This window comes from Hymenobacter fastidiosus, from assembly GCF_039539565.1.
Taxonomy (GTDB): domain Bacteria; phylum Bacteroidota; class Bacteroidia; order Cytophagales; family Hymenobacteraceae; genus Hymenobacter; species Hymenobacter fastidiosus.
This window is the reverse complement of sequence record NZ_BAABDJ010000014.1, coordinates 58,470-72,689: the sequence shown is the minus strand read 5'-3', so window position 1 is coordinate 72,689 and position 14,220 is coordinate 58,470. Positions and strand designations below refer to the sequence as shown.

The 14,220-nt window shown below is 63.2% G+C and carries 14 protein-coding genes; 3 read left to right on the top strand and 11 right to left on the bottom strand.

Annotated features, from left to right (window positions below):
* The first annotated feature begins 187 nt into the window (after positions 1-187).
* Positions 188-379 carry a cold-shock protein gene (locus tag ABD833_RS08855; protein ID WP_345072418.1) on the top strand — a complete coding sequence of 64 codons (192 nt, stop codon included), beginning with the start codon at positions 188-190 and terminating at the stop codon, positions 377-379.
* A gap of 270 nt (positions 380-649) precedes the next feature.
* On the top strand, positions 650-844 hold the full coding sequence (locus ABD833_RS08850) for a cold-shock protein (protein WP_345072417.1): 195 nt from the start codon (positions 650-652) through the stop codon (positions 842-844).
* 94 nt (positions 845-938) lie between these two features.
* On the opposite strand, the gene ABD833_RS08845 is transcribed toward ABD833_RS08850, so the two are convergent.
* Positions 939-1,415 carry a gliding motility lipoprotein GldH gene (locus ABD833_RS08845; protein WP_345072415.1) on the bottom strand — a complete coding sequence of 159 codons (477 nt, stop codon included), beginning with the start codon at positions 1,413-1,415 and terminating at the stop codon, positions 939-941.
* 2 nt (positions 1,416-1,417) lie between these two features.
* Complete coding sequence (locus ABD833_RS08840) at positions 1,418-3,028, bottom strand: PSP1 domain-containing protein (RefSeq protein WP_345072414.1); 1,611 nt, start codon at positions 3,026-3,028, stop codon at positions 1,418-1,420.
* Between the two features lie 486 nt (positions 3,029-3,514).
* On the opposite strand from ABD833_RS08840, the gene ABD833_RS08835 reads away from it, so the two are divergent.
* Positions 3,515-4,120 carry a DUF305 domain-containing protein gene (locus ABD833_RS08835; protein ID WP_345072412.1) on the top strand — a complete coding sequence of 202 codons (606 nt, stop codon included), beginning with the start codon at positions 3,515-3,517 and terminating at the stop codon, positions 4,118-4,120.
* Between the two features lie 82 nt (positions 4,121-4,202).
* Here ABD833_RS08835 and ABD833_RS08830 read toward each other — a convergent pair whose 3' ends face one another.
* The 9 genes from ABD833_RS08830 to ABD833_RS08790 all read right to left on the bottom strand — a co-directional run bounded on the left by ABD833_RS08830 (position 4,203) and on the right by ABD833_RS08790 (position 14,031).
* On the bottom strand, positions 4,203-4,514 hold the full coding sequence (locus ABD833_RS08830) for a DUF6122 family protein (RefSeq protein ID WP_345072411.1): 312 nt from the start codon (positions 4,512-4,514) through the stop codon (positions 4,203-4,205).
* A gap of 6 nt (positions 4,515-4,520) precedes the next feature.
* Positions 4,521-7,865: an efflux RND transporter permease subunit gene (locus ABD833_RS08825; RefSeq protein WP_345072410.1), complete on the bottom strand. Its 3,345-nt coding sequence runs from the start codon at positions 7,863-7,865 to the stop codon at positions 4,521-4,523.
* 91 nt (positions 7,866-7,956) lie between these two features.
* Positions 7,957-8,469 (bottom strand): DUF4440 domain-containing protein, encoded by a 513-nt coding sequence (locus tag ABD833_RS08820; RefSeq protein ID WP_345072409.1) that lies wholly within the window; start codon positions 8,467-8,469, stop codon positions 7,957-7,959.
* 40 nt (positions 8,470-8,509) lie between these two features.
* Positions 8,510-9,655 (bottom strand): efflux RND transporter periplasmic adaptor subunit, encoded by a 1,146-nt coding sequence (locus ABD833_RS08815; RefSeq protein WP_345072407.1) that lies wholly within the window; start codon positions 9,653-9,655, stop codon positions 8,510-8,512.
* Positions 9,639-10,250: a hypothetical protein gene (locus tag ABD833_RS08810; protein ID WP_345072406.1), complete on the bottom strand. Its 612-nt coding sequence runs from the start codon at positions 10,248-10,250 to the stop codon at positions 9,639-9,641. Before ABD833_RS08810 ends, ABD833_RS08815 begins: the two co-directional genes overlap by 17 nt.
* Position 10,251: 1 nt before the next feature.
* Positions 10,252-11,508, bottom strand: coding sequence for a TolC family protein (locus ABD833_RS08805; RefSeq protein ID WP_345072405.1), 1,257 nt, complete (start codon positions 11,506-11,508; stop codon positions 10,252-10,254).
* Positions 11,509-11,611: 103 nt separating this feature from the next.
* A complete protein-coding gene (locus ABD833_RS08800; RefSeq protein WP_345072404.1) occupies positions 11,612-12,163 on the bottom strand; it encodes a heavy metal-binding domain-containing protein in 552 nt (183 codons plus the stop codon).
* A gap of 146 nt (positions 12,164-12,309) precedes the next feature.
* Positions 12,310-13,029, bottom strand: coding sequence for a DUF305 domain-containing protein (locus ABD833_RS08795; protein WP_345072403.1), 720 nt, complete (start codon positions 13,027-13,029; stop codon positions 12,310-12,312).
* 45 nt (positions 13,030-13,074) lie between these two features.
* Entirely contained in the window at positions 13,075-14,031 is a 957-nt protein-coding gene (locus ABD833_RS08790) for a heavy metal-binding domain-containing protein (RefSeq protein ID WP_345072402.1), read from the bottom strand.
* Positions 14,032-14,220: the final 189 nt, after the last annotated feature.

Sequence of the window (14,220 nt, the reverse complement as noted above, 5' to 3'; positions counted from 1 at the left end):
TTCCGCCGCCCGGCAAAGCGCCGGGCTGAGCCCGCGGCACCGCTTTTTTCCGGGGCCGAATCAGCCGCGGGCTTTTCCCGGACGCATCTTTATTCCGGCGCGGCCCACGGTCAGTTGCAAAAACAGTATTAGTTTTACCGTATTCGTTCACCCCCACAGTTCATTACCCAGACCTTTAACGCACGCTATGAAAACGGGCAAAGTAAAATTCTTTAACGAGGCCAAAGGCTTCGGCTTCATCATTCAGGACGACGACAACCAGGAGATTTTCGTGCACCAGACTGGCCTGATCCACGAAATCCGCGAGAATGACCAGGTGTCATTCGATGTAATCGAAGGCAAGAAAGGCCTTAATGCCGTTAAGGTTGAGCGCATTTAAGGGCTCTTCCTGACCTGAATAGCAAGCCCGGTATACACCCAAAAAGCTCTGGCTCCGGTCAGAGCTTTTTGGGTGTATACCGGGCTTGCTTCGCGCAGCCTCTTTTTAGGAGCGGGCCGGCCTTAATAAGCATTTGGGAATCTGTTTTTTACCGCCCGCTGTTTCGTTATCCGGGCGGCAGTAATTACCGCAACATTCCGTTTCCTCCGCGCCGGGAAGTGAAAAATCCGTATACCTTTACCTTATCCTTTCACTCCATCAGTCAGTTGTATGAGCACCGGTACCATCAAATTTTTCAACGAAACCAAAGGATTCGGCTTCATCACCCCCGACGGTGGTGGTGAGGATATCTTCGTCCATGCTACCGGTCTGATACAGCCCGTACGTGACGCCGACAAAGTGGAATTCGAAGTACAACAGGGCAAAAAAGGCCTCAACGCCGTTAGCGTGCGGTTGGTTAACTAATCTGGTTACCTGACGGCAGCTGGTTTTCCCAGTTAGTCCCCAAAAGACCTCCCCGGCTAAAGCCGGGGAGGTCTTTTTGTATTGCGCAGCAGGCCTATTTTGGTGTTTGTACCACCCGCACCCCCACGGCCATGATGCCCGGCAGCTGATCCTGGCGCATATACTGCTCCAATACCACCTTGTAGGTGCCGGGCCGACGGAAGCGCTGACGCGGCAGGGCCAGAAACTGGTGGTCGTAGATGTCGCCGGAGCCCTTGCCCCGGGGTTCTCCGGTCCGGGCATCCATCAGCAGCATCTGGTGCAACAGCTTCGATACGGGCTTCCCATCGGGCCCCGTTAGCGTGTGCTTCACGTACAGATTGTAGTAGCCGTAAACTGAAGCATTACGAATGTTGAAATAGACATCGTAGCGCTGGGTGGTATCCTGAATGGTGAAATCGAAGCCGGGCTTCACCCGAACGGCCCACACGTAGTCGTCGAGGTCAGTGTTTTTCTCATACACCTCCCCTGATTCGCAACCGGCCAGCAGCAGCCCCCAGCTCACCGATACTAAACGGAACAGCCGACGCATACTTACGAGGCTGCAGATGGTGGAACAGCACCGCCCTCGGGCCGGGGCCGGCCCCCGCGCCGCGAAGAGCGGCCACCCCGGCTACCCCGTTCGGCGCCACTTTCCCCACTCGGGCGCGGCGGGCTTTCCCCGCCACCAGCCGACGGAGTAGCCGAGCGGGGCGGCCGGCCCTCCCCGCGGGGCGGCCGGGCGTCGGCGGGCCCTTCCGACCCCGGAGCATCACCGCGGCGACCTTCGGAGCGGCCTTCCGGCCGGCTGCCGTCACTACGGCCGCCGCGGTTGTTGCGCCGGTTCATCGGGCGCGCTGCCGCTCCCCGCGGGCGGCGGGTTTCCTCCGGTGCGTCGCTGGCACTGTCGGCCGCCCCCGGCTCCGGCGGCGCCGCGTTTTTGGGCGCACTGGCCGCCAACCGGCCACTCCCGGCGCGGCGCGGCGCGGCCGGAGCAGCGGCGGCGGCCTCATCCGCGGTACCTTCGGCGCGGCTGCTGCCGGGCTTCTTTTTCCGCTTGGGACGTTTGCCCGCTTTGATCTTATCATCGAGGCGGTCGAGGTTGCCTTCGACGTGGGCCGAAACTTCCGGCTCGCGCTCCTCTTCCTTCATCGGGGCCAGCAGGTTTTCGGGCTTTTCGCCCTTTTTGTTCAGCTCCTGCACCTCCCGGACGCGTTCCGTGGAAAGCATCACCCAGTTGTTGTCGCCGCGCAGGGCAAACCACATTCGCTTTTTGAAGATGTCGGTCTTTTGCAAAAAAGCCTCGCCCTTCTCCGTGAGCAAGGGGCGCTGCACCTGGGGAATGTCCTTCAGGGCGTCGAGGTAAGTATCGAGCTCGTAGTTCAGGCAGCATTTCAGGCGGCCGCACTGGCCCGAGAGCTTCGCCGGGTTCAGGCTCAGATTCTGGTAGCGGGCCGCAGTGGTGCTCACGCTCTTAAAATCGGTGAGCCAGGTAGAGCAGCACAGCTCCCGGCCGCAGGAGCCAATGCCGCCGAGGCGGCCCGCCTCGTGGCGCAGCGAAATCTGCCGCATCTCCACCCGCACCCGGAATTCGTCGGCGAGGCGCTTGATCAGGTCGCGGAAATCAACCCGGTCCTCGGCCGAGTAGAAGAAGGTGGCGCGGGTACGGTCGGCCTGGTACTCCACATCGGAGAGTTTCATCTTCAGGCGCAGCTCCTCTACTACCGAGCGGGCCCGGAACATGGTCCCCGTTTCAAGGTCGCGCACCGCCTGCCAGCGCTCCGCGTCCTGCTCCGTGGCCACCCGCAGAATGGCCCGGATTTCTTTGGAATCGGTGGGCACCTTCTTTTTCCGCATCTGGAGGCGCACCAGCTCACCCTTGAGCGAAACGTGCCCCAGATGCCAGCCATTGCTCCCCGCATCAATCACCACGGCGTCGCCGGTGACGAGCGGCAGGCGGTTGCTGTTGCGGTAAAAGTCTTTACGCCCCCCTTTAAAGCGGATTTCGACCATGTCGAAGCCCTGAAAGTCGCTGGGCATCTCCACATCCTGGAGCCAGTCGAATACATTGAGACGGGTACAGCCGGAGCTACAGCTGCCTTTTGAGCCGCAGCCCGAGGCAGTAGTAGAACAGCCCCCACCGGAGGAACAGGAAGTGCAAGCCATGGCTTGAAGAGTATATATCGTGAGGCGGAAATAATCCGCGCGAAATCGGTTGTGAACAAAGATAAGTATTTCGGGTCCGCGCCCGCTGCAGCCTTGCGGGCACTCAGGTGTCCCGGGCACCATATCTTTCAATATTGCTGACTTTATCGTGGGAAGCACTTTTCACGCGCTGCAGCTTTCTGTATCTACTTGCTTATCTGGGCATTACTCATCCATAAAATTCCAACCCTGCTCGACCAACGATAGGTTAAAGCCCGGACCCTGGCCGGCCCCCCGGCTTAGCGGCGGCGGTAATCCAAACCCGGCGGCGGCGTTGCGTAAAATGCGGGCGCCGCAGGTCCTGAATTCGGGGCCGGCAAACCGGTGGGCGCAGGCTGGCGTAACTCATTCCGCCCTCAACCCAACCCGGCGGGCCTGGTGTCGGCATAACAATGACGTGCTTCCGCCGTTTTACTGGACCAAGCATCTCCTCTAACCCCTGCTTCCATGAACCGCCTAGTCCGCCTCCCGCTGCTGTTTCTGCTCTTTCTTGGCCTTGCTTTCACGGCCTGCAAAAAAGACCACGACATGGCCCACGACAGCCCCTACATGAAAATCATGAACGACATGATGACCCGCATGGATGCCCAGGTCAAAACCCAGGACCCCGACCACGACTTCGCCACCCAAATGGTGTTGCACCACGACGCCGCCATTCAGATGGCCCAGGAAGAGCTGCGCACCGGCAGCAACCAGGAGATGAAAACGATGGCCCAGGACATCATCACCCAGCAGCAGGCCGAAATCGCCCAGTTCAACGCCTTCACCAGCGGCCACCAGCCCCGCCAGCCGCTGGTGCCGCAGTTCAATGCCATTCAGAAGGCCAACATGGACCGCATGATGGCCACCAGCGACGGCCGCACCCTCACCGCCCGGCCCGACTACGACTTCGCCCAGCTCATGGTCGACCACCACCAGGCGGCCATCGACAACTCGGAGGCCCTGCTGCAATACGGCCGCGAAACCACTACCCGCACCCTGGCCCAGGCCATCATCACCGACCAGCGCCGCGAAATCGCCATGCTCCAGGACTGGCTGACGCGCAACCGCTAGGCCGGCCCTTTTCGGGGTAGAATACAAAAAGGCAGCCCCGCGCGGGGCTGCCTTTTTGCGTTTGACGCGGCCAAAAACACCCTTATGGCAGGTACACGCCCAGCGGCAGGCACTCCAGGTAGTCGAGCCCCATGTGGAGCAGGAAGCCAATAGCCCACATGCGGGTGCGGCGGGGCCACAACAGCAGCACGTACAGCGCAATGGCCCGGTAGGTGTGCAGCGGGTGAAAGTTGATGCTGCACCGGTTGGGGTCGAACATGGGCGTGGCCAGCAGGTGGTCCACGTCGAGCAGGAAGCCGGCGGCCAGGATGAGGGCGGGTTTCTTCCACCCGGGACGATAAAAGAGCCAGCCCACGAGCACGGGCACGGCCACGTGCAAAAACAAGTGCAGCATGGACAATTATGCCCCGGCGGGCCGGATAGCGTTTTGGTCGGCGGGCGGGGTGAGCGGGGCCGCGTCCAGCTCCTGCGGGTGGGCATCCAGTCCCATTTCCTGATGCGCGGCAAAGTACTGGGCCAGGGCCTTTTCGCCCACCAGCCAGAAGACCACCGGCGTCACGATGATGTCGAGAAAGGTAGACGAGAGCAGGCCGCCGAGGATGACGGTGGCCACGGGGTACAGAATTTCCTTGCCCGGCGCATCCTTGGCCAGCGTGAGCGGCACCAGGGCCAGGGCCGCCACCAGGGCCGTCATCAGCACCGGCACCAGGCGCTCCAGGGAGCCCCGGATAATCATGGGCAGCCCGAACTTTTCCCCCTCGTGCTCCACGAGGTGGATGTAGTGCGAAATCATCATGATGCCGTTGCGCGAGGCAATGCCGGTGAGGGTGATGAAGCCCACCAGCGAGGCAATGCTGAACGTGCCGCCCGTGAGCAGCACGGCCACTACCGAGCCGATAAGGGCCAGCGGAATGTTGAGCATAATCTGCCCCACCATCAGCGAGGACTTGAAGTGCGAGAACAGCACCAGGAAGATGCCGGCCAGCGAAAACAGGCTCAGCCAGAGTATCTTCTGCGAAGCCGACTGCTGGCTCTCAAACTGCCCGCCGTAGGTGAGGTAATAGCCCGGCGGCAGCTTCACCTGCTGGCTGACTTTAGCCTGAATCTCCTTCACCGTGGAGCCCAGGTCGCGCTCGGCCACGTTCAGGGAAATGGTGATGCGGCGCTGGGTGTTTTCGTGGTTGACGGTGTTCGGGCCGGGCTCGTAGACCACCTCCGCCACCTGGCTCACGGGAATCATGGCGCCGCCGGGCGTTTCGATGCGGGTCTGGCTGATGGCGGCGATGTCGTTGCGCTGGGCTTCGGGCAGCTTCACCACCAGGTCGAAGCGCTTCTGGCCGTCGAGCATCTGCGAGACCACGGCACCCTGAAACAGCGTTTCCAGGTCGCGCACCACTTCGCCGCGGGCCATGCCGTAGGCGCGCAGGGCCTCGTCTTTGGGCCGGATGAGCAGCTGCGGAATCTGCACCTGCTTTTCCACCTGCAGGTCCACCACGCCCGGCACGGTGCCGGCCGCGCTGCGGATTTCGTTGGCGTAGCGGCGCAGCTCCAGCAAATCGTTGCCGAATACCTTGATGGCCACCTGCGCCCGCACGCCCGAAAGCAGGTGGTCGAGGCGGTGGGAAATGGGTTGGCCGATGTTCACGTTCACGCCCGTAATCAGGCCGAGCTTGTCGCGCATGTCGGCCAGAATTTCGTCGCGGCTGCGCATGGTTTTGCCCTCTTTCTCCAGCTCGGCTTCGGTCTTGAAGGCCACTTCAATTTCGGAGTTGTTCACCGATTCGGCGTGCTCGTCAAGCTCGGCGCGGCCGGTGCGGCGGGCCGTGTAGGCCACTTCCGGAATCTTGAGCATCTGCCGCTCGCCCAGCGTGCCCAGCCGGTTCGACTCGGTGAGCGAGGTACCGGCCGGGGCCGAGAAGTTTACCGTGAGCGAGCCTTCGTTGAAGGGCGGCAGAAACTCGGTGCCGAAGAAGGGCACCAGGGCCGCGGCCATCACAAACAGCAGGGCCGTGGAAGTCAGAATAAGCTTGGGGTGCAGCAGCCCCCAGCCCAGCAGCCGCGTATCCTTTTTCTTGAGCCAGCGCACCAGCGCGCCGTCGGTTTCGGGGTGGTCCATCTGCTTCATGTTGGGCAGCAGATAGTAGCACAGCACCGGCGTGACGGTGAGCGACACGAACAGCGAAGCCACGATGCTGGTGATGTAGGCAATGCCCAGCGGCGCGAAAATCCGGCCTTCCATGCCCTCCAGCGCGAACAGCGGCAGGAACACCAGCACCACGATGATGGTGGCGTACACGATGGAGTTGCGCACCTCGGAGCTGGCCGCGTAAATCACCCTAAGCACCGGCTGCGGGTCGGGCCGCTGCTTGTTTTCGCGCAGGCGGCGGTACACGTTTTCCACGTCCACGATGGCGTCATCCACCAGCTCGCCGATGGCAATGGCCAGCCCGCCCAGCGTCATGGTGTTGATGCTGATGCCGGCCGCTTTGAACACCAGCGCCGTGACCAGCAAAGACAACGGAATGGCGACCAGCGAGATAAAAGTGGTGCGCACGTTCAGCAAAAAGGCAAACAGCACGATGACCACCAGAATGGCGCCATCGCGCAGGGCGTGTTCCACGTTGGTAATCGAGGACTCGATGAACTCCGACTGCTTGAACAGACGGGTGTTGACCTGCACGTCCTTGGGCAACGAGGGCTTGAGCTCTACCAAAGCTTTCTCCACCGCTTCGGTCAGCCCCACGGTAGCGGCGCCGGGCTGCTTCTCGATGCTCAGAATCACGGCGGGCCGGCCGTTCACGCTGCCGTCGCCGCGCTTGAAGCGGGCCCCGAACTCCACGTTGGCCACGTCGGCCACGCGGATGGGCGACTGCTCGCGGTAGCCCACGATGATGTTCTCAATGTCGCCAACCGAACGCAGGCGGCCCAGGTTGCGGATGAGGACTTCCGAGCCGTTGCGGTCGAAGAAGTTGCCGGTGGTGTTCAGGTTAGATTTCCGCAGGGCCTCTTCCACCTGGTTCACCGTCAGGCCGGTGGCATTCAGGCGGGGCATATCGAGCAACACCTGGTATTGCAGGTTGTCGCCGCCGATGGGAATGACCTGGGCCACGCCGGGAATTGACAAAAGGCGCTGGCGCACGGTGTAGTTGGCCAGGGTGCGCAGGTCGGCCGCCGACGTAACCTCCCCCCCCGGGCCCCTCTCCAAAAGAGAGGGGGAGCCTGACGAATCGGAAAGGCGGGACATCTGCCTGTTATTGGAAGAGGGCGGCGTCGGCTGGTTAATTGTTAATTCTTCATTGTTAATTGAAGTAGACAGCCCCACCAGCATAATCTGGCCCATGACCGACGAAATGGGGCCCAGCACCGGCGTCACCCCTTGCGGCAGCTGCTCACCAGTCGTCTGGAGCTTCTCGCTCACAATCTGGCGGGCCGTGAAGATGTCGGTGCCGTAGTCGAATTCCACGAACACCATGCCCAGGCCGATGGCCGAGTTGGAGCGCACCGCCGACACGCCGGTGGCTCCGTTCAGGGCGGTTTCCACCGGCAGCGTCACCAGGGCTTCCACTTCCTCGGGGGCCATGCCGGGGGCTTCCAGAAACACGGTCACGCGGGGCCGGTCCAGGTCGGGCAGCACATCGACCGGCAACTGGTTGGCGGTGTACGTGCCGGCAATGAGCAAGCCCACGGCAAAAGCCAGCATGAGCAGACGGTTTTGCAGGGCGAAGCGAATGATTTTATCAAGCATCGGTCAACAACAGAGGATGGTAGCCACCGAATCGGCTGTTCGGCAGGAGGGGCGGCGGCCGATTTTCTGCCCGCCAGCGGGGGACACCGCTTTATTTTTTGGGCCGGGGGGTGCGGGCCGACGAGTGGGTACTCATAATCTGCCACTGGCCGGCGGCGTTTTTGCGCAGCACCGACGTGGCCACGCCCCGGCGCACGATAGGCGCCTTGGCCTCCTTGTCCTTGGGGTCTTTCTTCAGCCCAATGGTGTAGGTGTAGGTTTCGGTGGCAAAGGCGTAGGGGCCGTCTATCTGCACCGCAGCCTTGTAGTCACTGAAGGTGAAAGCCCTGAACTCCTTCAGTTCCGGGCCCAGGTGGTGCTCGGCGTAGTGCCGGTAGGTACCTTCCACGCCGCCGGATTCAAACACCTGGGAATTGGCCGTGAACAGACGGTGCGTGCCCGCAGTATCGAGTTTTTGCACGGCCTGCTGGTACTTGGTCAGCACCAGTTTTACGGCGGCTTCGTCGGCGGTGGCGGTGGTGGCTGGAACAGCCTGGGCCTGCGCCGGGGTGCCGGCGAGTTGCAGGGTGGCCGTCAGCGCGGCGAGAGCAAACAGGTTTTTCATGGGAAGCAGCACGGGGCGAGGGCGTCCTTTTCAGGGGACGTTACTGATTGAGGTAAATGGATTTGAGCTGGTAGGTACCGGCCGTGACCACCCGGTCGTTTTCGTTGACCTGGCCCTGCACCAGCACGGTCTGCTGGCCATTCACGGCGCCGGGCTGCACGTAGCGAATCCTGAAGCGCTCGGGCTCGGTGTGGACAAACACCACGGGCTTGCCGTTGAGGTCGGTGATGGCCGAGGTGGGCACCACCAGCTGCGGTTTGCCGCCGCCGGTCTGGCCCACCACCTGCACGTTCACGGCCTGGCCGGTGCGGTAGGCGCTGCCGGCGGGGGCATCCAGCTCCAGCACCAGCTGCCGGGCCTGGTTCACGGGGTTCACCACGTTGCTGAATACCACCAGTCGGGCCGGCACCCCCGCCTGCCCCTGCAGGCCCTCCACGCGGAAAACAGCGCCGGGCGTGACCTTGGCCAAATCCTGGACAAACACCTGGGCCTCCACCCGCAGCTTGCCGGGGTTGATGACCCGGAACAGCTCGTCGCCCTGACTGACCTGTTGCCCAACGGCCAGATTAAACACGTCCACCGTGCCGCTAATGGGCGAGGTGATGCTGACGCGGCGCTGGCCGGCCTGCCCGTTCTGAATGCCGGCGTTCTGGCGGGCCTGGCGCAGGCGCAGCTCGGCGGCCACCACGTCCTTGCGGGCGGCGATGTCGGCGATGCTTTGCAGGCGGGCGTAGTCCTGCCGGGCGGCGCGCAGCTCGGCCTGGGCGTTGGCCCGCTCGGTGCTGAGGCCAATCTGCTGGGTGGCATCGAGCGTCTGCTCGATAACGGCCAGCGTCTGGCCGGCCCGCACCGGCTGGCCCACTTGCGCGGCCAAACTCACGATGCGGCCGCCCTGGGGCACCACGATGCGGCCTTCGCCGCCCGCCGCGGCTGACACCGTGCCGTAGAGCGTAGCCCGGCTGTAGGTAGTAGAAAAGGCGGCCAGGTTCGTCTGCACCTGAAACAGGAACTGGCTTTCCTTGGGCAGCAGCACCTCATCGGTCAGGGCCGCGCCGGTGCTGGCCCTGGCCTCGCCGCCGTGGTCTTCGCCCTCGTGGGCCTGCACCAAGGCCGGTGGCGGCAGCAGTACGGTTAGCACGAGGCCGGCCGCGGCCGTCGCCGCGAGGAATTTATGCGTGGTTTTCATAGACTGCGGGACTGGAGGTGGAAACAGGAGCGGTCGTGCGCCGGCGGCGCATCAGCAGGGCCGTCAACCCGATGCCCAGCACGAAGGCGCCGACCAGGGCCAGAATGGTTTTCCAGGAGGAAAAAAGCGAGGTAGCTACCGCCGGTGCCGTCGCGGCCACGGGCAGCTTCTCCCCTACTTTGATGCCTTCGAGCAGCAGCAGGTCGGCCTTGTCGCCGGCCACGATGTTGGCCGTGAAGCTGTAGGTTTTGTTGGCCGGAAACTGCCCTTCGACCAGGTATACGCCGGGCTCCTGCTCCGTCACGATCCACTTCAGATTCGCATCCTCGGGGGTGGTGAGCGTGAGTTTGGCCCCCTTGATTGGGGCGTTGGTAGCGTAGTCCGACAGGAACAGGCGCAGGTCGGCCGGCTGGCCGCCTTCCAGCGGCTCGTAGCGCAGCAGCACCTCGAACTGTTCGGAGAGGGCCGCCACGGAAAACGACGTCGCGCCGGCCGCCGTGCCCGCCTGGGCCCCGTCGCCGTGGTCTTCGCCCCCGTGGGCGCAGGCGGCTCCCGTCAGGAGCAGGCCCAGCAAAAGCATCAGGAGTTGTTTCATGTTATTCACCCCGCAGGTAGTTAAGTTCGGTGAGGGCCTGCCGGTAGTCACGGATAGTGGTCAGGTAGGTGTTCTGAATGGTGAAGGCTTGGTTCAGGCTCTGGATCAGCACGAGGTAGCTGATTTCGCCGGCCCGGAACAGGCGCTGCGACTGGCTGATGATGGCCCGCGACTGCGGCACGCCCGTCTGCTCGTAATAGCCCAGCGAAACCGAAAACTTGCGCGTGTCGGCCAACGCCTGCTGGTAGAGCGTGCTCAGCTCCAGGCGCTGAGCTTGCAGCTGGTAGCCGGCGGCCTGGCTGCGGGCCGTGGCCGCCTGCAGCTGGGCGCGGTAGGTCCAGAACCAGATGGGCACCGACACGCCGAACTGGAAGCGGTACCGGATAGCGGAGTTTTCAAACGCCTGATTCTGGTAGCCCACCGTCAGGGCCGGCGTGCGCCGGGCCCGCACCAGGCTGATGCCGGACTGGCTCAGGGCCACATTCTGGGTGGCGGCGGCCAGCGTGGGGCTGCGTCCCAGGGCCGTGCTGTCTCCGGCGGGCAGGCCACTAAGCAGCGCCCCGCCGGTTTGGACCAGCTCCGGGCCGCTGCGGCGCAAATCGGTGCTGGTGGTCAGGGGCGCGGTGGGCTGGCCCAGCAGCAAGCCCAGGCGGCGCTGGGCGGCGCGCCGGTCCTCGGTGACCTGCTGTAGCTGCACGGTTACCTGCCGGGCTTCGGCGTCGGTGCTGATGCGCTGCAGCGAAGTGACTTCCCCGGCCGCAAACAGTCGCTCGGTGGCCAGGCGCAGGACCCGAAACAGGCTGTCCTGGTAAGTCAGCTGCCGCACCTGCGCTTCGGCAAACTGCAGCGAGAGATACGCCAAACGGGTGTCGCGCAGCACGCTGGCCCGGCTCACGTCGCGGTTGCGCTCGGCCAGGGTGATGCCGGCCTGGGCCACCTGGCGCTGCCGCCGGTACACGTTGGGCAGGTCGATGGTTTGCGCCACGCCCGGGGCCCACCGCTCGCCCGTGGGCGCAAAGAACAGAAAGTCCGGGTTGGCCGGCGCGAAAGAGCCCCGCTTGAGGGCGCGCTGCTCCTCAATTTCCCGGTCCGACTGCCGCAGCCGCGGGTGGCGGCGCAGGGTCCGGGCTTCGGCGCTATCGAGACTGATGGTGGTTTGCGCACGCGTGGCTTCGGGGCGGGCCCCCAGCACCAGGGCCAGCACCAGCACCAGCACCAGCCGGAAACGCGCGCCACTCGTTATTTTCAGATACTTCATACAATCAGGTTAGCGCCAGTCAGCGGGCCGCCCGCCGTTGCAGCGGCCGACGGCCCGGGACGGAGAAGGCCCGGACGCCCGGCGTCCGAAAAACAGGCTCCGCCTATGACTTTTTCACGAGGGCCATGCCGCACTTGGGGCAGCTGCCGGGCTTGTCGCTGGCCGAGCCTTCGCAGTTCATAGGGCAGGCGTAGGCCGCTGAAACGGCCTTGCCGGCCTTCGCAGCCGCATCCAGTTTCTCAAACCGGGCGCTCAGCGAGCTGCCATTGGCTTTCAGGCTCACGATGGCCGTGCGCAACGTCGTGCCGGCGGGTACGGCGGCTACGAAATGGTCATTGGCAGGAGTCAGGACCACTTTACTGGTCTTGTTGGTCGTGCTCAACAGCATCACCGAGCCGGTGGACTTGGTAACGGGCAGGGCATTCTCCTTGCCATCGAGCAGGTACACGTGTAGCTCATTGGCCTGCTGTACCAGCTCAATGTGGTATTTGCCGGCCGTGCGCACCGTGCCGCCGTGGGGGGATTTATGGGCGTGGGTTTCGCCGGCGGCCTTGTGGCCGTGGGCCGCGGTGCCGGGCTTATGGCGGTGCTGGGCCTGCGCCGAGAAAGAAGCAGTAGCGACCAAAGCAGCCGCGAGAATCAGGGAGAATTTCATTGGAGGAATTAAAAAACGGGGTTGATATTTATGAGGGTAATTTAGACCGTCATGCTCATCTGGCGTCCGCTTGTCGAAGCATGACGGTCTGGTTTGTGCCGTTTCAGCGGCTTTCCGCAAGCGGAAAGGTTATGCCGGCCAAAAGGCTACATCTTGTCGCCGTTCTGGTTGTGCCAGTCCTTGAAGGCGGCTATTTCCTTTTCCTGGGCGGTTATCATCATTTGCGCCATTTCCTTCAGCTTGGTGTCCTTGCCGTGGGCCAGCTCGGCCCGGGCCATGTCCACGGCACTCTGGTGGTGCACCGTCATCAGCATGTTGAAGTTCATGTCGGGGTCGGCCACCGTCTTAGGCATATTTTGCATCATCCCGTCCATCGAAGCTTTCATTTTGCTGGTGAACGGGTCAGCCGGGTCCATCGGCTTGTAGTTGGTCGGGGCGCTGTCGAGGCGGGTGGCGGCCGCTTCCAGCGCGGTGATTTCCTGGAGCTGATCGGCCTTGATTTGCCCGGCCATCCGGCGCATGGTGGCGTCTTTGCCGTCGCGCAGCTGGATGTCGGCCATGGCCACGGCGCCCTTGTGGTGCTCCAGCATATGGTGGGCGAAGTCGTGGTCGGTGTTGCCCTTCATTTTGGTGGCGTGCATCTTCTGCATCATCTCGTTCATGGCGACCAGCTGGGGCGAGGCACCGGCAGCGCCGTCGGCCATCTGAGAGTGGTCCATGCCGGCCATGTCGCCGCTCATCGTTGCCGAAGAGTCCATGGCCATGCCATCGGTGGCGGTGGTGTCAGCGGTTTTGTCGCTGCTGCAGCTGCCGAGCAGCAAGGTGCCCGCACACAAGGCGGCGAGAAAAAAAGAAGGCTTATTCATGGTATTGGGAGTTAGAGCGAAAAAAAGCATCGTAGAAAAAGCGGTTTAAGCGGCCGGAGCCTTCACGTTGATGGTGAAGTTGCCGGTGTGAACCTTGCCCGCGTGATTGAACTGCAGAAACACGCGGTACAGCCCGGGAGCTTCAAAATTGGTATTGAAGCCGATGGCGGGACCCTTGTCGGCCTGGTCGTTGGGGTGTACGTGCAGGTAGCGTTCCGTGTCTTCGCTGATGACCACCACGTGGCCCAGCGCGCCGAGGTAGTTGGCCAGGTCCGTCACGGGCTGGCCGTCCTTGCTGATGGTGATTTTCAGGCCCAGCAGCTGGCCCACGGTCAGCGCCTTGTCGAAGGAAAGCGTGGCCTTATAGCCGTCCTGGTCCCACTGCATGTCGTCGTTTTTGAACTTCACCGGCGCGTAGGCCGCGCCCTTCACCGTCACGGGCTGGCGGCCCAGCTGGTGGCCCGAGCCCGTGGGCGTGTAGTCCTGAAACAGCACGTAGTCGCCGCCCTTGGGGAAGGTATACTTCACCTTGTAGTCGCCGTCGGCGGTGTATTCGGGGTGTTCGTGGTAGAACTGGCCCAGGTCTTTGCTGACGATGATGAGGTGAATTTTCTTCTCGTGCACCACGGCCAGCGGCACGGGCACAGCCTCATTGCCCGTCTCGCGGGGCGTGAAAGCCAGCGTGGCGGGCTGGCCGGCAGTGAGCTCCGTGGGCGTGGGCACCAGCTTCATTTCGTAGGCCTTGCCGTTGGCCACCTGGTCGTTATGCTCCAGGTTCATGCCGCACTTGGGGCACTTGTCGCCCTCCTTAGTGCTGGTCACCTCGGGGTGCATGGGGCAGGCATAGGTGTGGCCCCCACCGTGGTCGGCAGTGCCTGCGGCCGGGCCGTTGGAGGGCGTAGTCACGGTGTCGGTGGCGCTGCTGGAAGCCGAATCGGAGGAGCAGCTGGCGAAGGTCATCAGGCCGGCCAGCGCCAGCAGGGAAAGCGGAGTGCGGTACATAGGATTGATATGGGAGTTGAAGATTTGGCCGCCCGAATCAGCGGCGTTTGGGCTTCCGGTGAAGGATTTTTTCTGTGAACGCCACCAGCGCACGAAGCCCGGCACGGCGGCGGCCACGGCGTAGAGCAGGCAGCAAGCCGGGTCCTGAAGAGGCCGCAGAGCCGCCTGCTTTTCCGCAGCAACTCTTCG